This is a genomic window from Actinotignum sp. usb-actsch-213, assembly GCF_059085665.1.
On sequence record NZ_JBHNSQ010000037.1, the window covers coordinates 1 to 22,186 of the forward strand.

17 protein-coding genes are annotated in these 22,186 nt (G+C 60.7%); 8 read left to right on the forward strand and 9 right to left on the reverse strand.

The window, feature by feature from the left end:
• The first annotated feature begins 149 nt into the window (after nucleotides 1-149).
• The gene (locus AC5RK6_RS04520) at nucleotides 150-1,469 is read left to right on the forward strand and encodes a sugar porter family MFS transporter (protein ID WP_016442401.1); all 1,320 of its coding nucleotides are present in this window, start codon (nucleotides 150-152) and stop codon (nucleotides 1,467-1,469) included.
• 73 nt (nucleotides 1,470-1,542) lie between these two features.
• The gene (locus tag AC5RK6_RS04525; RefSeq protein ID WP_016442402.1) at nucleotides 1,543-4,032 is read left to right on the forward strand and encodes a LacI family DNA-binding transcriptional regulator; all 2,490 of its coding nucleotides are present in this window, start codon (nucleotides 1,543-1,545) and stop codon (nucleotides 4,030-4,032) included.
• 125 nt (nucleotides 4,033-4,157) lie between these two features.
• Here the strand turns inward: AC5RK6_RS04525 and AC5RK6_RS04530 are convergent, their stop codons facing one another.
• The gene (locus tag AC5RK6_RS04530; RefSeq protein WP_016442403.1) at nucleotides 4,158-5,297 is read right to left on the reverse strand and encodes a hypothetical protein; all 1,140 of its coding nucleotides are present in this window, start codon (nucleotides 5,295-5,297) and stop codon (nucleotides 4,158-4,160) included.
• A 231-nt stretch (nucleotides 5,298-5,528) separates the two neighbouring features.
• Between AC5RK6_RS04530 and AC5RK6_RS04535 the strand changes: the two genes are divergently transcribed.
• The 4 genes from AC5RK6_RS04535 to AC5RK6_RS04550 are packed head-to-tail and all read left to right on the forward strand — an operon-like array spanning nucleotide 5,529 to nucleotide 10,191.
• Entirely contained in the window at nucleotides 5,529-6,179 is a 651-nt protein-coding gene (locus AC5RK6_RS04535) for a GntR family transcriptional regulator (protein ID WP_016442404.1), read from the forward strand.
• A 48-nt stretch (nucleotides 6,180-6,227) separates the two neighbouring features.
• On the forward strand, nucleotides 6,228-7,880 hold the full coding sequence (locus tag AC5RK6_RS04540; RefSeq protein WP_016442405.1) for a BCCT family transporter: 1,653 nt from the start codon (nucleotides 6,228-6,230) through the stop codon (nucleotides 7,878-7,880).
• Nucleotides 7,877-9,010 carry a mandelate racemase/muconate lactonizing enzyme family protein gene (locus AC5RK6_RS04545; RefSeq protein ID WP_016442406.1) on the forward strand — a complete coding sequence of 378 codons (1,134 nt, stop codon included), beginning with the start codon at nucleotides 7,877-7,879 and terminating at the stop codon, nucleotides 9,008-9,010. The genes AC5RK6_RS04540 and AC5RK6_RS04545 overlap by 4 nt, the downstream gene beginning before the upstream one ends.
• A gap of 47 nt (nucleotides 9,011-9,057) precedes the next feature.
• Nucleotides 9,058-10,191, forward strand: a complete 1,134-nt coding sequence (locus AC5RK6_RS04550) for a mandelate racemase/muconate lactonizing enzyme family protein (RefSeq protein ID WP_016442407.1) — start codon at nucleotides 9,058-9,060, stop codon at nucleotides 10,189-10,191.
• A 248-nt stretch (nucleotides 10,192-10,439) separates the two neighbouring features.
• On the opposite strand, the gene pepN is transcribed toward AC5RK6_RS04550, so the two are convergent.
• A complete protein-coding gene (pepN, locus tag AC5RK6_RS04555; RefSeq protein WP_016442408.1) occupies nucleotides 10,440-12,992 on the reverse strand; it encodes an aminopeptidase N in 2,553 nt (850 codons plus the stop codon).
• Between the two features lie 179 nt (nucleotides 12,993-13,171).
• On the opposite strand from pepN, the gene AC5RK6_RS04560 reads away from it, so the two are divergent.
• Complete coding sequence (locus AC5RK6_RS04560; RefSeq protein WP_016442409.1) at nucleotides 13,172-13,768, forward strand: mycothiol-dependent nitroreductase Rv2466c family protein; 597 nt, start codon at nucleotides 13,172-13,174, stop codon at nucleotides 13,766-13,768.
• Nucleotides 13,769-13,877: 109 nt separating this feature from the next.
• Here the strand turns inward: AC5RK6_RS04560 and AC5RK6_RS04565 are convergent, their stop codons facing one another.
• From AC5RK6_RS04565 to AC5RK6_RS04585, 5 genes are all read right to left on the reverse strand, one after another.
• Complete coding sequence (locus AC5RK6_RS04565; RefSeq protein WP_039898687.1) at nucleotides 13,878-14,516, reverse strand: response regulator transcription factor; 639 nt, start codon at nucleotides 14,514-14,516, stop codon at nucleotides 13,878-13,880.
• Between the two features lie 50 nt (nucleotides 14,517-14,566).
• Nucleotides 14,567-15,775: a sensor histidine kinase gene (locus tag AC5RK6_RS04570; RefSeq protein WP_155875834.1), complete on the reverse strand. Its 1,209-nt coding sequence runs from the start codon at nucleotides 15,773-15,775 to the stop codon at nucleotides 14,567-14,569.
• A gap of 92 nt (nucleotides 15,776-15,867) precedes the next feature.
• Nucleotides 15,868-16,698, reverse strand: coding sequence for an ABC transporter permease (locus AC5RK6_RS04575; protein WP_016442412.1), 831 nt, complete (start codon nucleotides 16,696-16,698; stop codon nucleotides 15,868-15,870).
• Nucleotides 16,695-17,672, reverse strand: coding sequence for an ABC transporter ATP-binding protein (locus AC5RK6_RS04580; protein ID WP_016442413.1), 978 nt, complete (start codon nucleotides 17,670-17,672; stop codon nucleotides 16,695-16,697). Before AC5RK6_RS04580 ends, AC5RK6_RS04575 begins: the two co-directional genes overlap by 4 nt.
• A gap of 192 nt (nucleotides 17,673-17,864) precedes the next feature.
• Complete coding sequence (locus tag AC5RK6_RS04585) at nucleotides 17,865-19,919, reverse strand: M13 family metallopeptidase (protein WP_016442414.1); 2,055 nt, start codon at nucleotides 19,917-19,919, stop codon at nucleotides 17,865-17,867.
• Nucleotides 19,920-20,024: 105 nt separating this feature from the next.
• Between AC5RK6_RS04585 and AC5RK6_RS04590 the strand changes: the two genes are divergently transcribed.
• The gene (locus AC5RK6_RS04590; protein WP_016442415.1) at nucleotides 20,025-20,471 is read left to right on the forward strand and encodes a ribose-5-phosphate isomerase; all 447 of its coding nucleotides are present in this window, start codon (nucleotides 20,025-20,027) and stop codon (nucleotides 20,469-20,471) included.
• 7 nt (nucleotides 20,472-20,478) lie between these two features.
• On the opposite strand, the gene epsC is transcribed toward AC5RK6_RS04590, so the two are convergent.
• Nucleotides 20,479-21,051, reverse strand: a complete 573-nt coding sequence (epsC, locus tag AC5RK6_RS04595) for a serine O-acetyltransferase EpsC (RefSeq protein WP_039898289.1) — start codon at nucleotides 21,049-21,051, stop codon at nucleotides 20,479-20,481.
• A gap of 84 nt (nucleotides 21,052-21,135) precedes the next feature.
• Nucleotides 21,136-22,068, reverse strand: coding sequence for a cysteine synthase A (cysK, locus tag AC5RK6_RS04600; RefSeq protein WP_016442417.1), 933 nt, complete (start codon nucleotides 22,066-22,068; stop codon nucleotides 21,136-21,138).
• Nucleotides 22,069-22,186: the final 118 nt, after the last annotated feature.

Consider the following 22,186-nt stretch of genomic DNA (forward strand, 5'->3'; position numbering starts at 1 on the left):
CTTCTTAGAGTGAATGCACCGGCCGGTCTGCCCCTTTCCTGAACTGGAAACGGGGCGCGGGGCAAGGAGTACGGCGCGCAACGGAAGCGCACCGTTCCCGCCATCGCAGCGCCAGCCACGATCAGCATTCTCAACGGTGAGGAGAGAACATGAAAAAACATCTCGTACCATTTTCGGCCACCGCCGCGTCACTCGGTGGCTTCCTCTTCGGTTTCGATACCGCGGTGATTTCCGGAACCACGGCAGCCCTCCAAGATAAATGGGATTTGAGCGCCGGGCAGTTGGGCTTCACAGTTTCCTGCGCCCTTATCGGCACCATTATCGGGGCGCTTTTCGGTGGCATCCCGGCCGATAAATGGGGCCGGCGCCCCGTCCTCAAGGGTGTGGCGGCCCTCTACCTCATCACCTCTGTATGCGTGGCGGTGGCCAATAGCTGGGTATTCTTCCTCATCTTCCGCATGCTCGGCGGAATCGCGGTGGGGGCATCCTCGGTGATCGCCCCGCTGTATACAGCGGAGATTTCCCCGGCGGCACGGCGCGGAAAACTGGTGGCCACGGTGCAGCTTAATATCGTGATCGGCATCGTGGTGTCCTACTTCTCCAATTACATCATCGTCAAGATGATGCCGGTGGAACTGGGCTGGCGCTGGATGCTCGGTATTCAGGCGGTACCCTCCCTTATCTTCCTCGCGGTGTGCTACTTCATCCCGGAAAGCCCGCGCTGGCTCTACACCCGCGGGCGCGACTCCGAATCACTGCGCGTCATGGAAGACCTGTGGGGTAAGAACGAAGCCGCCCAGGTGATGGAAAATATGCACAATGCTGCCCCGCACGCCGCGGCAACCGAGCCTTTCTTCTCCAAGCGCACCGCCCGCCCCATCACCATGGCGATCCTCATCGCCTTCTTCTCCCAGTTCGCGGGTACCAACGCGGTGCTCTACTACGCACCGTCCTTGCTCCAGTCGGCCGGCATCGCCGGCGACGCCGCCTTCGCTTCCTCCATCCTGGTGGGGCTCACCAACCTAGCCTTCACCCTGCTGGGGCGTTCCCTCGTGGATAAAGTGGGGCGCCGCCCACTGGTGACCCTGGGCGCGGGCATTGACCTGGTGGCGCTGCTGGCCATCGCCGGAATCTTCTACTTCAACGGCTCGGAACTGTCCACCACCACCGGCATTATCGTGCTGGTGCTCATCATCGTGTTCATCGCCGCGCTCGCGGTCGGTATTGGTTCGGTACTGTGGGTTTTCATCTCGGAGATCTTCCCGCCGGCCCACCGTGCGAACGGGCAGGCCGTTGGTTCAGCCGCTCACTGGGTTTCCGCCGCGATCATTTCCGGCACCTTCCCGGTGATGTTCCAAGCCTCGATGACCTTCACCTTCCTCTTCTACGCTGCGTGCATGCTCGGCGCGGTCATCTGGTCACGGACTATGATGCCGGAGACGAAGGGAACTCTTCTCGAAGACGTATAGCCCGGGCGGCGCCCCTGGCGCGGCCCGCGCAGCGGGCCGCCGGCGTCGTCGTAAAAGAAAGTAAGGAGGAACAATGGCGGGCGTAGGGATGAAAGACGTGGCGAGCCGCGCCGGGGTGTCAATCACCACGGTGTCCCACGTGCTCAACGGGACCCGGAGGGTGGCCGAATCCACCCGGATGCGGGTGCTCGAGGCGGCAGCGGAGCTGGGCTATTCGAGTCCGCGTACCGTCCGCTCCCTGCGCGCCGGTGCCTCGCCCGGAATCGCCATTGTGGGAACCCTGCTGGGCAACGCCGGGGGCACGGCCGTGGCCCTGGAAATGGCCCGCCAGGCCACCGACGCCGGCCTGGTGCCCTTCCTGCTGGATACCGGGGCGAATGTGCATACCGAAGAAGCGGCGCTCAGCGCCCTCATCGCGCACCGTCTGGACGCGGTTATTATCAGCCCCGTGCCCGGATGGCGCCGGCATTCACTGCCCCGGCTGCGCCGCCACGCCATCCCGTTCGCGGTGGTCAACGGGAATGACCCCGCCGTGGTGGCTCCGCAGGTAAGCACGGACTACCAGCAGGGGATCCGCGATATCACCGCACACCTCCTCGACCACGGGGTGCGCTACCCGGTGCTCTTCTACCCGGACCGGCGCATCGCCAACGGCTCGCAGCATATGCGCGGCTTCGAGGAAGCCCTGGTGGAACGGGGCCACCGGGTGACCCGCCACCAGCTGGTGGGCGCCCATTCCTCCCCGCGAGCGGTGCGCCGTCAGATCGCCCAGGTGCTCGACTCCTGCGCCCATATTGACGCCCTGGTACTGGGCAGCTCCGCTATGTGCGTGCCCGCCATGGCTGAGATACGGCGCCGCGGGCTGCTGCCCGGCCGCGATATCCGCCTGGCCGTTTTCGATGACTCGCATTTGCCTGAAGCCCAATCATTCCTGCGCGCCGTTGACCCGGTAGAAGAGGTTGCCGAGCGCGCCATTACCGAAATAACCCGCCTGCTCGGTGATTCGGATGCCGCCGCGGAGCGCCACCGTACCCGACTGGTGCCCTGCACCGTCATCACCGGGCCGAGCTGCGGCTGCCCCACGGCGCCGCAGGAAAGCTCAACGGCGGGAACCGACCAACATCGGCTCTACGCCGCAGCCCACGGGCGCCGTCACGCCGGCTGGGTACCCGATCGTGCCCTCCTCAACGATGAGGGACACAGTCGCTCCCCGCTGGCCGCCACGCCGCCCCCAACCCCCTCAACAAAGGAGGCAATCATGACACAACTCGATCACTTCCCCGATCGTTTCTTCCCCGCCCTGCACGTACGCCCGAACTTCGGGTGGGTCAACGACCCCAACGGTATCCACAAGGTGGGCGATACCTGGCATATGTTCTACCAGTACAACCCCAAGGCGCCCTGGCACGACCACATCCATTGGGGGCATGCCACCTCCACCGACCTCGTCAATTGGACGGCGCAGCCCATCGCCCTCAAGCCGCGCCCCGGCCAGCCCGATTCGGCCGGCTGCTGGTCCGGCGTGGGCACCGTGCACGAGGGCGTCTCCTCGCTGCTCTACACTGCCGTCACCCGCGGGGATGGTCCCTCCGTGACGGTCCTAGCCGAGGAAAACGCTGACCGGAGCGGCTGGGAGCCCACCGCCGTCGTCGCCACCATGCCGCCCATCGAAAACGTACGCGCCATGCGCGACCCCTTCATTTTCCAGGTGGAGGGCACAACCTACGCCATCCACGGTGGCGGCTTTGAGGACGGCACCCCCGTGATCTTCCTCTACGAATGCTCCGATTGGCGCAACTGGCGCTACCTGGACACCCTCCTGGTGGGCGACGACCCGCTTGCCTCCATCTACGCACCGGCCTCTATCTGGGAATGCCCCCAGCTCATCCAGGTGGGAGACGCGTGGGTACTTATCGTTTCCCAGTGGGTGGAAGCGGAAACGCTCATGGACCACCTCACCGGGGTGGCCTACCTGGTGGGTGATCTGGATATGAGTGCCGGATACCCGCGCTTCGTGCCCCGTGCCGGCGGTGAATTCGATGCCGGGCCGGACTTCTACGCGCCGCAGTGCGTGGTGGACGGGGACCGCGTGCTCGCTTGGGGTTGGACCTGGGAAGGCTCGGACCGTACCGATGCCGATATCGACGCGTCGGGCTATAACGGTGCGCTGACCTACCCGCGCCAGGTGCGTATTTCCGACGGTCGCGTGTGGACCCAGCCGGCTCCCGAAATCTTCGCGCTGCGCGAGGGGGAGGGTGAGGTCGTGACCGAACTGCCTGAGCTGCGCTCCTTCTCCCTGGATCTGGCGGGCAGCGGCACCATCTCGCTGCGCGATTCGGAAACTAATGAAGTGCTCTTCACCGCGGCTGTGCACGCGCCGGCCTCGCTATGGATGGATGGTTCCCTGGTGGAACTCTTCCAGGAGAACACCGCATCCTTCACCCAGCGCATTTACCCGCGCGGGCAGGTGCGGATGGAGGTGAGCGGCGATCTCCAGGTCACCTGCTACCCCCTCTCCGCTTTTGACAACGACGGCGCCCGGCTCCCGCGCGCCTTGCGTTAAGGGACGGTGCGGCACCGTGTAAAGCACCAGCACACAATAAGCGAAGCGGCGGATATCTGTGGGTATCCGCCGCTTCGGCTTGTATTCGAGGTATCGCGCTTTCCCGCTAGATACCGGACTGGTGCTTAGTTACGTACACGCCGGAGCGCCAGCGCCCCACCTGCGCCGAGGAGCACCGTAGCCGCGCCAATAGCGCCGCCCAGCTCCGCACCGGAGTGGGCTAGCTGCGGCTTGGATGCGCTGGCCTTGGGCGTTGCTGCTGCCGGGGATGCGGCGGGAGTCGCGGCTGTCGGAGCGGCCGCGGTGGAGGGAGCTGCCGGGGTGCCCGTGACGGTCGGGGTGGCCGCTGGGCCGGTGGGCGGCGTCGTCGGAACAACTGGCGCGGAAGGCTGTGCCGGTTCAACCGGAGCCGACGGGGCCGGCTGCTCCGGCTGTGCCGGCAGCGTGGGAAGCGGGCGCGCAAGGATCTCGGTGAGCTCCGCGATCTTCTTGTTGAGCGCGGCGGCACGTTCGCTGAGAGTAGCCACGCGGGCCTGCGCTGCTTCGAGCACCTTCGCTTTTTCTGCGACATCCGTGCGGGCCGGAGCGGCTGCCGCCTGCGCATCCTTGATTTGCTGGGCAAGCTCAGCTTGCATAACCGGACACTGCCCCTGTGCGCCCCGCAGCTCCTCGATAAGCGGCTGAAGCTCATAAATCTGGGTATTGAGCTGCTGCTGTTGAGTGCGCAGTTGCTCGAGCTTCTTTTCCAGCGCGTCAATCTGGGCGCTGATATCCGTCACATCTGCCCCGGCCTGCTGCATCTTGCTGCGCTTGACGACCAGTGCGTTTTTCTCGTCGATGGTGGCGTACTCGGTTTCCTGAACTTCCTTGAGCGTAGTCCGAAGCTGCGCCAGCTTCTTTTCCTGGTTAGCTCCAGCGGTGTCGAGCTTGCCGCATTCGGTTGTCAGTTCCTGCTGCTGGGCCAGAAGTGGTGCGAGGGGAGCCTCCTGGTCCGCCAGGCGCTGCCGGGCGGTGGTCAGGGATTCTTCCAGCTTCGGAAGCTTGTCCTGCTCCGCAGCGAGATCAGCGGTAACCCGAGCAAGCTCAGCTTCCGCGGCGGCCTTATCTTGTGCAGCCTTGTCCCTATCCGCAGTTTTCTCCGCATCCACGCGGGAAAGATTGGTCGTAGGTGCCGCTGGTGTGGCCGGGGCAGCGAGCGCCGCGGCGGGAATAAAAATGGCTGTGGCCGCAGCGGCGGCAACAGCCAGGTAACTCGGGTGCTTCATCGGGGTACCTTCCTCTTCCTTGGATATATACGGTACGCACCACAAGTTTATAGCGAATTAATAAAAGGATATTGAGAAATGTGATGATATAAATATTCGGGAATATGCGATATTCCCCACGGTGGTGCGTGGGGGTTTGATTTTGAGGGTAGGTACCCGCGCGGTGTAGCACATCTCTCTAGACAGTAGATTGTGGATTGTATACAATCGACGCTAACGAAGGAGGCTGTTATGGCGCGACTGGTGCGACTGTCGATGAAAGATCGTCTTGTCCAAGAATTGCGTAAGAAGATTCTTACCGGAAAACTCGAGCCAAAAAGCCGCGTTATCGAGCAAGAAATCTGTGAGACCTACGGGGTGAGCCGTACCGTGGTGCGTGAGGCTCTTGTGGTTCTCGAGCTGCAGGGCCTCTTGGTGGCTACTCCGTATACGGGAACCGTGGTGGCTTCTATCTCGCGCCGTGAGGTGGAGGGGCTACTTCTTCCCCTGCGGGTGCAAACGGAACAGTTTGCACTCGGCGAAGCTTTTGACGCTTTGGACTCTGACTACTTTGACGAGGCGGAGAACCTGGTGCGTTTGATGGATAGAGCGGTGTTAGATCGTGATATTGACGCTTTCAACGAAGCCGATATTGCTTTCCACGGTCTCATTGTTGATGCGGCCCAATCCGATACCGTTCGGAGTGTCTGGGATGCTATTGATCCGCGAATTCGCATGCATTTTGCTTTGCAGACAGGTAGATCAGGTGCCTTGCCGACCTTCGTTGAAGACCATCGTGAATTACTTCGAGTTTTCCGAACGGGCAATAAGGAGGAGAGTCTAAAGGCGCTCGGTCGGCACATTATCGAAACGAATAAACCGTATCTCGATTATCTCAATTGAATAAATAAGAATTCCTCGCTGTCGTCTGGATAATCAAAGGAGATTTCCATGTCGGAGAAAAAGTTGAGGGATAAATCGTCTGCCGCCACCGCGACCGACGGTGTAAAATCCCGCCCTGATTATGTTCTCGTTATTGGGTCAATCATCGTTGTAGCCCTTGTTGTTATCGCATTATTAATGTGGCCAGATGAGGCCCAAAATGGCGCAAGTACACTTTTTAATGGCTCCACCCGAATCTTCGGGGTTCCCATTCAGGTTCTCGGATTCTTCTGCGTAGCCATGGCATTGGTCCTTGCCTGTTCCCGTATTGGCTCTGTGAAACTGGGTTCCGGAAAACCGGAATATTCAACGCCTAGCTGGCTATTTATGTTCATCAGTGCGGGACTCGGTTCCGCAACAATGTACTGGGCCTTTATGGAATGGGCCTATTATTACAACACTCCGGGTCTCAACCTTGAAGCCCACTCGCGTGAAGCGTTGGACCAGAGTCTGGCCTATGCTTTCTTCCATTGGGGACCCACACCGTGGGCGATGTACGTTATTGCCGGCATCGCGATGGCCTACTACTTCCATATTCGGCGCGGAAAGCACCTCAGTTACGCCGGTAATATGGAAGCGGTCAGTAACGGACGGGTCAAAGCGAAAGGCTGGCTCGGCCGCGTCATCGATATTATTTTCCTATTCACGACCTTTGGTGGCCTCATCCTCACGGTCACGGTAACTGTTAATACCATTTCCGCTGGTCTTTCTGGAATCTTCGGAATTTCGAACTCCCTGATTCTCAAGACGGTTATTCTGCTGTTCTCGTCCCTGCTCTTTGGATTGAGCTCGTATGCGGGATTGACATCTGGATTGCAAAAACTGGCCCGAGCCGCCGTCGTTGGCGTCTTCCTCTTCGCATTCGTGGTTCTCATCATCGGCCCAACGGAATTCATTGCTCTCAACGCAACAAATGCCATGGGACTGGAAATCCAGAACTTCGTACATATGTCCCTCTTCACCGATCCGGTGGGCGGGGGTAGTTTCCCCCGCGACTGGACTGTTTTCTACTGGCTGTACTGGATGTCCTACCTTCCGGGCGTAGCTATTTTCATTGCTCGTGTCTCGCGGGGAAGAACTATCAGGCAGGTTGTGTTCGGCCTTGTCGGTGGTGGCGCGGCAGGAATCATGTTCGTTTTCGGAGTTCTATCCAGTTACTCGATTCACGAATTGGTGAGTGGCGGCATTAATGCCCCGAAGATCTTGGTGGAAGATAGCGGTGAATCCGCGGTTGCGGCACTCTTGGCGAATCTCCCCGTGGGTACCATCTTCGCCATCGTGTACTTCATCATCATGCTGCTCTTCCTTTCTTCGCACCTTGACGCCACGGCTTTCACGATTTCGACCGTCAGTACACGCAATCTTCCGGCAGGTAAGGATCCGGCCCGTATCCTCAGAATGTTCTGGGTGCTTATGCTCAGTGCGATTCCCTTCGCGATGATCGCGATCAACGCCAATCTAGAAACACTCAAGACCGGATTGACGCTCACCGCGGTCCCGTTCGTTATCCTGCTAGCGCTCCAGATCTACGGATTAATCAAATGGCTCAGGCGAGACCTGAAATACTTTGATGCGAAGACCGGAGAAATCACACTTCCCTTAGATAAAGGCGAATCCGAAGGCCGGGTCGCAACCGATCTCGAAGCAGGAGGTACCCAATGAGCATAGTTATTACGGATGTTGAGGCTATATGGCTGAGAGTCCCGGCGCTAAACGAGCCGTGCGAATGGGGTGAAGATGCTTTTCTCATTCGGGTTCATACCGATCAGGGGATAACCGGAATTGGCGAATCCGATAGTTCGCCTGCGGTGCTCAAAGCCATTGTTGAAACTCCGGAATCACACTCCACCAGTAGGGGATTGCGTTCGATCCTTCTGGGCGAGAACCCGCTTGATATTGATCGTCTGTGGCGCAAGATGTTTGATGAGTCATCATATTTTGGACGCCGTGGTGCCGTCATTCATGCTATCAGTGCGATTGATATTGCCCTGTGGGATATCGCCTCGCAATATTATGGAGTTCCTATTCACCGGCTCTTAGGCGGAAAAGTACGTGATGCCATCCCGGCGTATGGAACTTTCATTCCCTCGGATGATATCGCGGAAAATGAGCGTATCAGCGCTGAAATTATCGGCCGTGGCTTCCGTGATATCAAGATGGGCGGGGCTCACTTCGGCCTTGAGCCGGAGCATGATGAAAAAGTGGTAGCAGCGGTCCGGCGGACAATCGGCGATAACGTTGGCCTTGCGCTGGACTTGGTCTATCGCTGGAAAAACGTGCGCTATGCCTCGGAACAGATAGCACGCCTGCGTGATTACGGACTCATGTGGGTAGAGGAGCCGATTTATGTTGATAACCATGCCGCGCTGAGGAGGCTAGGGGAATCTGTTGCCGTGCCGATTTCGGGCGGGGAACCGTTGTCAACTCTCGCGGAATTCGACGAATTTATCCGAAATTCCCGGCCGGATATTGTGCAACCGGATATTACGCGGGCCGGAGGAATCACCGAGATGCGTAAGATCGCCGCGTTGGCTGAGCAACAGGGCACCCGGGTAGTGCCGCACGGGTTCAGCACCGGTATTCTGCTTGCCGCAACCGCGCAATTCCTGGCTGCACTCCCGGGAGGCGATTTGATCGAATACTCCCAGAGCACCAGCCCGCTATTCACCGATCTGGTATCCAATCCGCTCACCCTGGAAAACGGGCAAATCCCAGTTCGGGACACCCCGGGCTTGGGCATAGAACTGAACGAAGATCTCATTACCCGATATCGGGTGGAGATCCCGTCCTAAAAGAAGAAAACCAACCAACGAAGGTTGACATATCTAAGGAGAAAGACATGACCTTACAGCTACCGGTTGATCAGATTGATGTATACGTCCTGACAAATCCCGAAGCTCTGTACCGCACCTCGTCCTATTACGATGAGCTGCATGTGACAAATACCGTGGTGCGGGTGCGCAGCCAAGATACCTACGGGGTGGGCGGCGCGATCTCGTGGACCGAAGGCGGCGTGGACGTTGCCCTGGGCAACGCTATTCGCCACGTGGCCCCGTCCATTCTTGGTAAAGATGCGGTGAACCGTGAGGCTCTGTACAAAATCATGGCGAATCGCTGCGCTTCGATGATTCCACTCTCAGTCGCACCGCTCGATATCGCGCTGTGGGATCTGACTGCCAAAGCCGCGGATCTCCCGCTGTACCAGCTCCTGGGCGGCGCAAAACGGTCCATCCCAGCCTATGCCAGTACCCCCTTCTTCTTCACTATTGACGAATACCTGGAGAAGGTCGCGGAATACTTGGATGCAGGCTACCGTGCCATCAAATTCCATACCTGGTGCATTCCGGATAAGGACCTTGTGCTTGTCGATGAGATGGCGAAAGCCTTCGGGGACCGTGATGTGACATGGATGCTTGATGTGGAAGGCCGGTACGACCGGACCGAGGCACTCAGGGTGGGCAAGAGACTCCAAGAGCTTGGTTACCTATGGTTCGAAGCGCCCCTGGGAGATTCCGATCTGGAAGGCTACCAGTGGTTGCGTCGCAAGCTTGATATCGAGATCATTCCCGCGGGCAACGAGATTCTCAGTGGTGGGTTAATCGCTCAAGGGATTAGCCGAGAAGCCTGGGATCATCTGCGGGTTGATGCCACGCTCGCCGGTGGTATTACCGGAACGCGGCATATTATGTCCCTAGCCAAGGCCCACGGCATGCAGGTTGAGTTGCAGTCCTGGGGCTACTCGCTCTCGCAAGCAGCGAATCTTAGCCTCATGCTAGGAATGGGGAACTGCCGTTTCTTCGAGCAGGCCCTCCCGATTGAACCGATGGAATACGCCGCCACGAATCCGCTCCGAATCGATGAGGAAGGAAATATCGTCGCAAGCGATACTCCGGGTCTTGGTGTTGATATGGATTGGGAACGCGTCGAGCGTGAGGCTCTATTCTCTTACTCGCTGACGGAACGCGATCTGTGATCCGTATCTGCAGGGCTGATCCTAGGTTGGTTCCTGGGTTATTCCTCAGTGCAGTAGCGAGCTGGATCGTACCAGCTGTCGCTAACTAACGGTAAACGGCAAGTGCCGGGGTGGTCACCTCACTAGGATGATCACCCCGGCACTGTGCATCTTTAGGACCGGCTTAGCGGCCTGCGCTATCGTGTCTACCAGTTACCGACATCCGGTTACCGCTTATCGGCGACGGCGCAACGCCAGCGGGCTACGGCCTAGTTCCCAGCTTTCCGGTCAGCCTCCTGGTTGCGCACCGCGCGGGCGGTGCCATCCACCACTTCGGAGACGATACGCCGGCAGGCCGGCGCCGCATCCGTGGTAGCCAGCCATTCCTGACCGAGGGCCAGCAGATCAACCCCGAGGTCAGTACGGCCGGCCAGCTGGGCCGGGTAAGCGTACTCGAGCATATTCGAGGCGATTTCCACCGAATTGTTATCCCACATATCCTTGGCCACCGCGAAGTACTTCTCCGCGTAGGCACGCACGCTTTCCGCGGAGGACCGCCCGGTGCCCAGGGCCAGGTTGCGCTGGCGCGTATTGGTCTCCGGATGCACAATTTCTTCCCAGACCTTCTCCTTAGCCGCACTATCAGGCAGCGCACCTTCGGCCTGCGCCGCGAAAATCTGCCCGAAGGAGGAAGAATCGCGGGCGAATTCAGCATCGATAGCGGCCTGATCGGCCCTCCCATTCGCCGCCAATGCGATGAGAATATTCCAGCGCACTTCCTGGTCGACGTCGTACCCTTCCGGAACGGCCACGCCGTCGCGCCACCCGGCAATAAGAGCGAGCTGTTCTTCACTCACGGCCCGACGCATCGCCGCACCCATGAGCTGGAGCTGTCGGTCCGAACCCGGCGCGGCGGTCAGCGCCAATTCGAAAATACGCTCGGAAACAGCAGCCGCGAACTCCACGCGGGTTGCCGGGTTGGAGTACAGCTCAACCGCGGAATGTAGGGACCCGAGCACCACGCGCAGCACGGTCCCATCGGTTTCGTCCGCCAACACGGCCAGCGCGATATCGGCGTAAGTGTGGGCGTCGAGTTCACCGTCACGCATCATATCCATGGCCGCAAAGACCACCACGGAGCGATCCAGGTGGTTATCAAACTTGTCGAGGTTCTCCAGCGCTACCCGGAAAGAATCAGCATCGAAACGGATCTTGGCGTAACCCCAATCCTGGCTGTTGAGGAGAATAAGGTCGGGGCGTTCCGCTCCCGCAAAGGAGGCGATCTCGGTGCGTTCACCGGCAATATCCACCCATTCGGACTTCACGCAGCGCAGCGCGTCCCCGTCCAGGTCGTATCCGGCGATGCGGATACGGTGCGGGCGTAGCGAGGAGTTCGCGTCATTCGTCTGGACCACGGTGAGGCGGTCAATCACCCCGCTGCTCGATTCGACTTCGGGACGCAGGGTATTGACGCCGGATTCTTCCAGCCATACCCGGGTCCATTCCTTGAGATCGCGCCCGGAGGAAGCTTCCAGCTCGGTGAGCAAATCGGTGAGGGTAGCATTGCCCCACTTGTGCTTAGCAATATAAGCGCGCACCCCGGCCAAGAATTGTTCCTGACCCACGTAAGCGACCAGCTGCTTGAGCACGGAGGCACCCTTGCCGTAGGTGATGCCGTCAAAATTGACGAGCACATCTTCCAGATCGCGAATATCGGCGGCAATCGGGTGGGTGGAGGGCAGCTGGTCCTGCTGGATCGCCCAGGTCTTTTCGGACGCGAGGAAGGTGGTCCAGGCATCCTTCCACCGGGTGTTATTGGCAGCGGCCAGGTGGCTCATGAACTCCGCGAAAGATTCGTTGAGCCACAGGTCATCCCACCACTTCATGGTGACGAGGTCACCGAACCACATATGGGCCTGTTCGTGCAGGATGGTGATGGTGCGCCGGTCGATGATTGCGCCGGTGGGCTTGGTGCGGAACACATAGGTTTCCACGATGGTCACCAGGCCCGGGTGCTCCATGGCCCCGGCATTGTATTCGGGGCAGAACACCTGGTCGTACTTGCGGAACGGGTAGGGATGGCCGTAATTGGCTTCGTAGTAGTCGAAGCCCTGGCGGGTGATGGTGAAAATCTCATCGGCATCCAGGTAGGGCGCCAGCGACTTACGCGCGTACACACCCAGCGGAATATCGCGCCCGTCAATGGAGTGGAAGGGTTCGCCTTCCACGCCCTCGTAGGGACCGGCCACAATCGCCACCAGGTAGGTGGACAGGCGCTCGGTGGGGGTGAAATCCCAGCGTGCCTTGCCTTCACCCAGGGCAACCGGCTCCGGGGTGGGGGACACGGAGAAGACCTTCCAGTTCTCCGGAGCGGTCACCGTGAAAGTGAAATTCGCCTTGAGATCAGGCTGCTCAAAATTCGCGAAGACTCGCCGGGCGTCCGCCACCTCAAACTGCGAGTAGAGGTAGACCTCGCCGTCGGCCGGATCCACGTAACGGTGCAGGCCCTCGCCGGTGCGCGAGTAGTACTGGGTGGATTCCACCCGCACTGTATTCTGCGCGGCCAGGTTGGGCAGCGGCAGGCGCGAATCCTGGTAGCTGGCCGGGTCAAGCTCCGCGCCGTTAAGCACTACGCGCTCCACCGACTTCGCGATGAGGTCGAGGAACGTATCGGCACCCGGCGTTGCTTCAAAATCAATTTCGGTCACCGCCGCGAAGGTTTCCTCCCCGGTGGTCAGATCAAGTTCAATGCGGTAATTCTGCGTTGCGACGATCTGTGCGCGCTCCGCAGCTTCTGCGCGGGTGAGATTAGTCCCGGCCATCAAGCTTCCTTTCCTTGGCTTTCAGCACAATTTACGTGAAATCCTACCGGTTCTGGAGCGTCCTTGCCCGCCATGCCCGCTTTCTGCCGCACCGTTCTCATGCCGCCCGCCGCCCCGTTCCAGTTTCGCTTATGGCGCGAGGCGGCCCACGGCGCCCGCTTTCACGCTTGGATAGAACCATGAGTACTCAGGTTGAATTTTGGTTTGATGCAACATGCCCGTGGACGTGGATCACTTCCCGCTGGGTCGCGGAGGTCGCCGCTGCTCGTGATTTCACCGTCACCTGGCGCCCCTTCTCCCTCGCCATTCTCAATGAGGGCAAGGATATTTCGGAGGAGTACCGCGCCCATGTGGAAGAGGGCCGCGAAACAGCGCTTGTCGCCATGAAAATTGCCCAGCTTGAAGGTAACGAAAAAGTCGGCGAGTTCTACGCCGCTCTGGGCCAGGCTATTCATGAAGACCGGCGCCCCGTGGGGCGCGAGATTCTTGCCGAGGTGCTCGCTGCTCTCGGTGAAGGTAGCGAGTATTTGAACGACGCCGCACATTACGACGCCGCGCTACGTGAGAGCGTGGCGGCCGGGCTGGCGCTCGTGGGGGACGAGGTGGGCGTGCCCATTATTTCATTCGACGGCGTGGCCTTCTTCGGCCCCGTGATCTCCCCGGCCCCGCACGGCGAGGCCGCCTTCGCCCTCTGGGACGGCTGCCTCGCCCTAGCTCGCACCCCCGGTTTCTTCGAGCTCAAGCGCTCGCGTACCACGGGGCCAATTTTCGACTAGGTAGCTATCCGACTACCAGTCTGTAGCTCCGCCCGGGTGTCTTGTTGGTGCTTCCTGCGGGGGCGCTGGTCGCTCCGCCCCGGTGCACCGTCACCCCCGCGGGTGCGCTTTAGATCCACCCGCGGGCCCGGGCGAGCTGCGCTGCCTCGGTACGGGTGCTCGCCCCCGTTTTCCCGATAGCGGCCGAGAGGTGATTACGCACCGTCCCCTGCGATAAATACAGTTGCGCGGCCATGCTTTTCACGGTCGCCCCGCTGAGCGCCAGGCGCAGCACATCTCCTTCGCGTTCGGTGAGCGGATTGGGCCCCATCTGCAAGGCCTGCGCGGCCAGCTGCGGATCGATAGCGTAGCCGCCGCCGGCAACGGTGCGCAGCGCCGCGGCGAGTTCCTCGGCCGGCGCATCTTTAACAACGAAACCGCGCGCCCCGGCCGCCATGGCACGCTGCAAATACCCGGCACGCCCAAAGGTCGTCACAATAACGACGCCGCAGCCGGCCCCCGCCGCCTGCAGTGCTTGCGCGGCCGCAATTCCATCCACATGCGGCATTTCGATATCGAGGAGCGCAATATCGGCGCAGGTTTCCGTCACGGTGGGAACGACGGCGCTGCCATCTTCCAGCTGCGCCACTATCTCGATATCCTCTTCCAGGTTGAGGAGCGCCGCCAATGCTTCGCGCACCATTCGCTGATCATCGGCGAGCACTACCCGGATGGGGCGGTGGCGCCCCGTAGTCGTCCCGGTGCTCATTTGCGAACTGCTGTTGGAGGCCGCACCGTTGCCTAGCTGCGCGGCGTTGTTCATATGCTCACCTCCACGCGGGTTCCCGGCTCCAGTCGGGTAATCGTTATGGTTCCACCGGCAGCTTCTACGCGCTCGCGCAGCCCGGTCAGTCCGGTGCCTGCCGGAGCCCCCGCGGGGATACCTACGCCGTCGTCCTCCACCCGCAAGCGCGCGCCACTCTCCCCGTCCTCAATAGTGATGGTGCAGGTGCGCGCACCCGAATGGCGCACCGTATTCGTGACCGCTTCCCGCACCACCCACGCGAAAAGCTGGGCGGTGAGGAGGGGAAGTTCCGGGGGAGGCGTGATATGCGCGGCGATACGCGCGGAACGGAGCAGTGCGTAGGCGGAATCCAGCTCGGCAGCAAGAGTGGGCTGGCGCAGGTCGGTCACGGTGGCCCGCACCGTGTCGATAGCATCGCGCGAAATTTTGAGACTTTCTTCTAATTCGGCACGCGCCGCATCCGGGTTGGTCTCCATTAGTCGCGAGGCCAATTGAGTTTTCACGGTGATGGCGGTCAGCGAATGCCCCAGCACATCATGAACCACGGAGGCCAGCTCGGAGCGCTGCTCCGAAAGGATGAGCTCCGCGCGCATCCGTGCCGACCGCGCGGCAAATTCTTCCAGCAAGCGAGAGATGAGAATGGGGATCATCGGGATAATAATGCTGCCCAGAAACGCTGCCCACACGAAATCATACGGCGCCAAGATATGGGCCGCCGCTCCGCCCGCGAAACAGAGAAGCCCGCACGGAATCCCGGGTATGAGCGGGAGCGAAAAAATCCATATTGCCGCGAAGAAAGGTGCCGTGTAGGCGAAGCCAAAGGGGAAAGGGCGGATAAGTGCCGCGCAGGCAAGCAGCGGAATGCTCCATAACGTGAGGGATACCCAGCGGGGCCACGAGGGACGCATATCCGGAAATTGGAAAATCAGAATATAGGTCAGTCCAAACCCACAGATTCCCGCGTAACCGAGGCCGCGCTCAAGTGGAGTGAGACTTGGCGTTAAGAGAACTCCAGCGAAAGGAAAGACCAGGAAGATGAGCCAGATCCCGCTGCCGAAGAGCATGGTCAGGCGCTCGCGGCGAGTAGTGGGGGCTGCCGGTATCTGGTTGGCGGTGCGCCACATGCGATTGAGATAATGGCTAGCTGGGGACGGCGCGGAGGTCCGCGGCGCGGCGGTGGCCGATGAGACTGCGGGAGACGACGCGGCGGAGGATGGGGCCATAGAACGAGCATAGCGGTCGCGAAGCTCTGCCGCGGCCGCCGCTCGTGCCCGGTGCTGTGCTTGCACGTTAGCCGTACCTTAGCGCCCGTACTCTAGCGCCGCACCGTCGAACGGCGCAGGGCCAGGAGCGCCAGTGCCGCGAAGACAAGCGTCCACACCACCACATTCCCGATTGTCCAGGCGAAGGATTCGGTGGGAAGGAGCTCTGGCATACCCGGCGTGGCGAAAGCACCGGTAATAATAACCTCCCCGTTCTGGGGCCAGTGGGCCAGCACGCCTGCCCCGTAGAAGGGCGTGTACCGGGCCATCTCCATCATTGCCCCGCTCAGCGGCATGAAAAGATTACCGAGGAAAGCGAGAAGCACCACCACGCCGGAGGCAATGGACACCGCGGTTTCACTGCGTAATGCCAGGGCTACGGCCAGACCGAAGAACGCGAAGGGAAATACGCCTACCAGGCACAGTCCGGCGCTCGCGAGCCAGATTCCGGGGGTATCAAATTGCGCCGTGGTGAGAATACCGAGGAGGAAGGTCGCGCCGATGGGGAGGCAGGCGATGAGGAGGCTGACAATGATTTTGCCTGCCAGATAGTCCCCGCGGCGCATCCCGGTGAGGGCTAGGTGGCGGCCCCAGCCACTGTCATGTTCCACGGCGGCGGCGCCCGCCATGGATGTCGCCGCGGTGGCCGCCCCGTAGAGGGCCAAGCTCACCATGACGTAGGCGGCGATGGTGCCGCCAGGAATGTGCTTATCGGTTCCCGGTGAGGCCACCCCGAAAACCGCGAAGATCACGAGGGGGAGGGCAATAAGGAAGATCAGGGAATCCACCATCCGCAAATTTCGCCAGAGCTCGTGGCGGATATAGGAGAAGAAAATACTGGTGCGGGAACGGGGTGTCGCCGGACTGGTTACGGGAGTGGTCATGAGCGGGCTCCTTCGGGTGCCGCAGTGGCGGGTGAATCGGTGTGCGGGGAGGCCGTGAGGGTGAAGAAAGCATCTTCGAGGCTGGCGGCAGAAATCTGAAGATGGGAGCCGAGACCTTCGTTGAGAATCACGGCGGCAAGCCGATCAGAATCCGCCACGGTGAAACGCACCAGGTCACCGTCTCGTTCGACCGTGTCAGCGCCTGCGCGCCGGGCTACTTCTTCCGGGGTGATACTCGCCTGCGGATTCCAGGTGACGGTGAGGTGGTGGCGTTGCTGGGCGGTGATAGTAGCAACGCTCCCGTCCGCTACGATGCGGCCGTTATTCATGAGGATGACCCGCTCGGCCATATCTTGGGCTTCCTGGAGGTAATGGGTGGCGAAGATGATGGTGCGTCCGCGGGCGGCGTCGGCCCGAATGTGCTCCCAGAAGTCACGGCGCGCCGTGGCGTCCAGCCCCGCGGTGGGTTCATCGAGGATAAGTAGCTCCGGGTCTGATAGCAGCGCGGCACCGAAACGGATGCGCTGGATTTGGCCGCCGGAGCATTTGGCGATTTTCCGGGAGGCGAAGTCGCTCATGCCGGCGCGCTCAATGACATCAGCTACCGGCAGATGGAAGGGAAGGCAATCAGCGAGGAAATGGAGGGTTTCCGCGGCGGTGAGATCGCGTAGCATCCCGCCGGTCTGCAACATGGCGCCAATGTGCCCGGTGAGGGCCGGGGAGCCGGGATCCCGGCCGAGAACTTCAAGGGTGCCGCGGCTGGGTTTGGTAAAGCCGAGGACCATATCGAGGAGTGTGGTTTTCCCGGCTCCGTTGGGGCCGAGGAGTGCCACGATTTCCCCGGTAGTGATCGTGAGCGACAGATTATCCACGGCGCGCACTTGTCCGAAAGAACGGCTGAGGGAGCGGGCCGCAACAGCGGGGTGCGCGGTAGGGACCGGATGGGGCGGGTTGGCCCCGGGTATTGTGTTCATGCCATCAGTGTAAAAATGGGCGGCGGGGCACCGGAACTGCCAAGAATCACCACTTCTTCATGACAGATGTCATGGATAAGTGGGCCTGGTCAGTCCGGCACCCCGCCGCCGGTACGCCGTGGCATCTAGGCGCGCGTTAGCGCCGGCGTGGTACTACTTCCGCATGTCTCCGACTACGGGCAAGAAGTACCTTTACCAAATACGCACGCGCTCTTCCGGGGCGAGGTAAAGGCCATCGCCTTCTTCCAAGCCGAAAGCCTGCGCGAAGGCGTCGATATTCTTGACCGTGCCATTGCAGCGGAATTCGGACGGGGAGTGCGGGTCGATGGCAATGAGCTGGCGGGCCCATTCGTCGCGGTTCTTCCCCTGCCAGATCTTGGCGAAGGACAGGAAGACGCGTTGCGCGCCGGTGTAGCCGTCAATCACCGGAGCGCTGTCCAGGGTGAGGCCCTCGCGTTCCAGGTGGATCTCATATGCCTTGAGTGCGATGGACAGGCCGCCCAAATCCCCGATGTTTTCACCCTGGGTGAGTTCACCATTAACGTGGAAAGCTTCGTCACCGTTCAACTGGGCCGGAATATAGGAATTGAATTGCGCGATAAGAGCCGCGGTGCGCTTCTCAAATTCCGCGCGGTCCTCATCAGTCCACCAGTTGTTGAGGGAGCCGTCCGCATCAAACTTGGAACCCTGGTCATCGAAACCGTGCCCGATTTCGTGGCCGATAACCGCGCCAATACCCCCGTAATTGAAGGCCGCATCGCGATCCTGCTCAAAGAAAGGCCATTGCAAAATAGCCGCCGGGAATACGATCTCATTCCACTGCGGGTTGTAGTAGGCGTTGACCGTTTGCGGATTCATATGCCATTCGCTGCGGTCAACTTCCTTGCCGAGCTTCGCGATGTTTTCCTCCACCCCAAATTCGCAGGCCGCACGAATATTGGCCAGCAGATCCGTACCGATCTGCATGGAGGAATAATCCTTCCACTTTTCGGGGTAGCCGATCTTCGGGGCGAAAGTATCCAGCTTGGCCAGGGCGCGCTCCTTGGTGGCATCGCTCATCCAGTCAAGATCCCGGATGGAAAGGCGATAAGCATCCAAGAGATCCGCCACCAGTTGATCCATGGTGGCTTTGTGTTCGGGCGGGAAATAGGAGGCCACGTAGAGTTGCCCCACCGCTTCACCGAGCACACCATTGACCAGCTGCACCGCACGCTTCCAGCGGTCCCGCTGCTGGGTGGTACCGGCGAGCACCTTGCCGTAGAAATCGAAATTCTTTGCGTCGATCACTTCGGGAAGGTAGGAAGCACGCGCGAGCAGAATGCGCCAGCGGGTGTATTCCTGCAAGGTTTCCAGCGGGGTTTCTTCCCACAGCTGCGCGGCGGCCTGCAGGGCCTGCGGGGTGGTCACAATAATGGTGCCGAGCTGATCGGGGTCATAACCAATAGCGCGCAGCGCGGTAGCCCAGGGGAATTGCGGGGCCGAGGCCACGAAATCCGCGAAGGACATTGGATTATTGACCTTATCCATATCCCGGGCATCCGTGCGGCTCATATGCGCGGCGGCGAGTTTCGTTTCCACATCGATGACGCGCCCGGCGGCGGCCGTAATAGCAGCGCTGGGTTCGGTGGCTTTCTCAGCAAAAGCGAGCTGGGCCAGTTGCGGCACGAAATCCCGGTAAGCGCTCAAGACCGGAGCGAATTGCGCTTCGCGGTAATAGGCTTCATCCGGTAAGCCCAGGCCGGACTGCCCGATAGAAAACTCGTTCACATTGGGATTGGCCAGGCTGGGGGAGACATCTACCCCGAAGAAACTATCCACCCCGGTGCGCATGAGCGCACCGATCACGCGCGCCAGATCTTCCTTTGTTTTCGCACTAGCCACCGGATCAAGATCAGCGGCGAGGGGAGCGATGCCCTTCTCATTAATCGCAGTGGTATCAACGAAAGAACGGTAGAGGGCCACCACCTTCGCCAGCGATTCCGCCGGAACGCCCGGTGCGGAATTCGCGGCCGTTTCCGAACTGGCCGCGCCCGCCGCATCTGCCGCATCCGCGGCCTTTTCAATGAGCTCACGTACGTGGAGTTCAGCCTCATCACGCAGATCGATAAAGGAACCCACCGACACCTGATCGGCCGGAATTTCCTTCTCACGCAACCAGGTGCCATTGACGGCACGGAAAAGATCATCCTGGGGGCGCACCGAAGTATCAGCACCCGAAAGCACAGCATGTAAAGCAGTATCAGTCATGTGTCCAGGGTAGTGGACGCCTACGACACTTTAAATAGCGCATCGCCACCGGCGCACCACCCCGAAGTAAAAGTGACAAGCGGCACAATAGGATAGGATGGCTGCATGCGAGTACATATTGGAACAGATCATGCCGGTTTCGAGCTCAAGGAATTCCTGGTGGAGAAGCTCGAAGAGAGTGGCTACGAAGTGGTGGACCACGGCGCCAAAACCTATGACGCGCTCGATGATTACCCCGCCCCGTGTATTGCCTGCGGGCAGGGCGTTGTAGACGACGCCGGGTCGCTGGGCATCGTGCTGGGCGGCTCCGGAAACGGCGAGCAGATTTCGGCGAATAAGGTGCGCGGGGTGCGTGCCATCCTCGCCTGGAATGAGGATACGGCCAAGCTCGGGCGCGAACACAATAACGCCAACGTCATTTCTATCGGCGCGCGCCAGCACACCCCGGAAGAAGCCTGGAACCTGGTCAAGCTTTTCTTGGAGACGCCCTTCAGTGAAGATGAGCGCCACCAGCGCCGCATCGACCAGATCGCGCGGTACGAAGGCGCCTAAAAAGACCCTAAATATATATTGCCGGGTCAATGAGTGGTTCGTGATGGACCGGGGTGCGTACTCGCGCGGGGATTCCCACCGCGGTCGCTTCCGCCGGCACATCATGAACGACGACGGCGTTCGCGCCCACCTGGGAACCGTCCCCAATGTGGACAGGGCCTAGTATTTTCGCGCCTGCCCCCACCATGACGCCATTTCCCAAGGTGGGATGGCGTTTGACCGGTTCGGCTGATGACCCACCCAGGGTCACCCCGTGGTAGATCATGCAATCATCGCCGATCTCCGCGGTTTCCCCGATGACCACGCCCATGCCGTGGTCAATGAAGAAACGGCGGCCAATGTGGGCACCGGGGTGGATTTCCACCCCGGTGAGCAACCGGGTGGCTTGGGAGAGGAGACGTGCTGGCAGCCTGAGTCGCGGCGTTGCCTCCCACATCGCGTGCGCCACCCGGTGCCCCCATACGGCATGCACGCCGGAGTAAGCCAGTACCACTTCCAAGCGGGAACGCGCCGCCGGATCGTGCCGGCGCGCTGTATCAATATCTTCCCGCATCATCCGGAGTGCTCGAGATAAACCCATAGGCTCTACTCTAGCCGGCCGTCCGCGCCGTGGGCTGATGTTCCCGTGCCACGTTGGCCTGCGCCGTCGTACCGGTACCTACCACTAGTCGCGGTAGGGATCGAAAAGGGGAGTGGAAGCGTAGCGCTCACCGAAATCGGGGATGATCACGACGATGCGCTTGCCGGCGGCTTCCTCGCGCCCGGCGACCTCGAGGGCGGCGTGGAGCGCGGCGCCTCCGGAAATACCCAGCAGCAGGCCTTCCGAGGTAGCAGCGGCGCGGGCCACCTCAAGAGCCTTCGCGGTGGGAACCGGGATGACTTCGTTGTAAAGCTCCGTATCGAGCACCTCGGGCACGAAATTCGCTCCGATACCCTGGATGCCGTGCGAACCGGCCCGCCCCTCGGAAAGCAGCGGTGATTCGGCGGGCTCCACCGCGATAATTTTCACGTCCGGATTGTGACGGCGCAGCGCGTGCCCCGCCCCGGTAATGGTGCCCCCGGTGCCGATACCGGCAACAAAGTAATCCACCTTGCCTTCGGTATCCGCCCAGATTTCCTCACCCGTGGTCTTTTCGTGAATGGCAGGGTTGGCGATGTTCGTGAACTGGCTGGCCAGAATTGCGTTCTCGGTAGTTGCCACGATTTCTTCGGCGCGTGCCACCGCCCCGCGCATGCCTTCCTTCGGATCGGTCAGCTCCAAGCGAGCCCCGAAAGCACGCAGCAGCATGCGCCGTTCCACCGACATGGAAGCTGGCATCGTCAAAATAACCTTGTAACCGCGCGCGGCACCCACCCAGGCCAGGCCGATCCCGGTATTGCCGGACGTGCCCTCCACAATGGTGCCGCCGGGGCGCAATGCGCCGGACTTTTCCGCGGCGTCGATAATGGCAACCGCCACCCGGTCTTTTACCGAATTCGCGGGATTGTAAAACTCAAGCTTGGCGAGGACTTCCGCGGAGCTGCCCTCCGCGAGCTTGTTGATACGGACGAGGGGCGTGTGCCCCACAAGTTCAGTAGCGTCATTGAAAATGGTCATATTTTCCTCCTCGGGTACGCTAACGCCGCTGCGAGCTATCTTGTTCCCGCTGCTCCATAGTATTTTCTGGAGCGCAAGCGGATACGCGTGGCCCGAGATGTGGATAGACCTGGGCAGA

What these genes read in the sequence shown, in the direction of transcription:
- AC5RK6_RS04520 (WP_016442401.1), top strand. Translation starts at nt 150, where the DNA reads ATGAAAAAACATCTCGTACCATTTTCGGCCACCGCCGCGTCACTCGGT.
- AC5RK6_RS04525 (WP_016442402.1), top strand. Translation starts at nt 1,543, where the DNA reads ATGGCGGGCGTAGGGATGAAAGACGTGGCGAGCCGCGCCGGGGTGTCA.
- AC5RK6_RS04530 (WP_016442403.1), bottom strand. Translation starts at nt 5,297, where the DNA reads ATGAAGCACCCGAGTTACCTGGCTGTTGCCGCCGCTGCGGCCACAGCC.
- AC5RK6_RS04535 (WP_016442404.1), top strand. Translation starts at nt 5,529, where the DNA reads ATGGCGCGACTGGTGCGACTGTCGATGAAAGATCGTCTTGTCCAAGAA.
- AC5RK6_RS04540 (WP_016442405.1), top strand. Translation starts at nt 6,228, where the DNA reads ATGTCGGAGAAAAAGTTGAGGGATAAATCGTCTGCCGCCACCGCGACC.
- AC5RK6_RS04545 (WP_016442406.1), top strand. Translation starts at nt 7,877, where the DNA reads ATGAGCATAGTTATTACGGATGTTGAGGCTATATGGCTGAGAGTCCCG.
- AC5RK6_RS04550 (WP_016442407.1), top strand. Translation starts at nt 9,058, where the DNA reads ATGACCTTACAGCTACCGGTTGATCAGATTGATGTATACGTCCTGACA.
- pepN (WP_016442408.1), bottom strand. Translation starts at nt 12,992, where the DNA reads ATGGCCGGGACTAATCTCACCCGCGCAGAAGCTGCGGAGCGCGCACAG.
- AC5RK6_RS04560 (WP_016442409.1), top strand. Translation starts at nt 13,172, where the DNA reads ATGAGTACTCAGGTTGAATTTTGGTTTGATGCAACATGCCCGTGGACG.
- AC5RK6_RS04565 (WP_039898687.1), bottom strand. Translation starts at nt 14,516, where the DNA reads ATGAGCACCGGGACGACTACGGGGCGCCACCGCCCCATCCGGGTAGTG.
- AC5RK6_RS04570 (WP_155875834.1), bottom strand. Translation starts at nt 15,775, where the DNA reads ATGGCCCCATCCTCCGCCGCGTCGTCTCCCGCAGTCTCATCGGCCACC.
- AC5RK6_RS04575 (WP_016442412.1), bottom strand. Translation starts at nt 16,698, where the DNA reads ATGACCACTCCCGTAACCAGTCCGGCGACACCCCGTTCCCGCACCAGT.
- AC5RK6_RS04580 (WP_016442413.1), bottom strand. Translation starts at nt 17,672, where the DNA reads ATGAACACAATACCCGGGGCCAACCCGCCCCATCCGGTCCCTACCGCG.
- AC5RK6_RS04585 (WP_016442414.1), bottom strand. Translation starts at nt 19,919, where the DNA reads ATGACTGATACTGCTTTACATGCTGTGCTTTCGGGTGCTGATACTTCG.
- AC5RK6_RS04590 (WP_016442415.1), top strand. Translation starts at nt 20,025, where the DNA reads ATGCGAGTACATATTGGAACAGATCATGCCGGTTTCGAGCTCAAGGAA.
- epsC (WP_039898289.1), bottom strand. Translation starts at nt 21,051, where the DNA reads ATGGGTTTATCTCGAGCACTCCGGATGATGCGGGAAGATATTGATACA.
- cysK (WP_016442417.1), bottom strand. Translation starts at nt 22,068, where the DNA reads ATGACCATTTTCAATGACGCTACTGAACTTGTGGGGCACACGCCCCTC.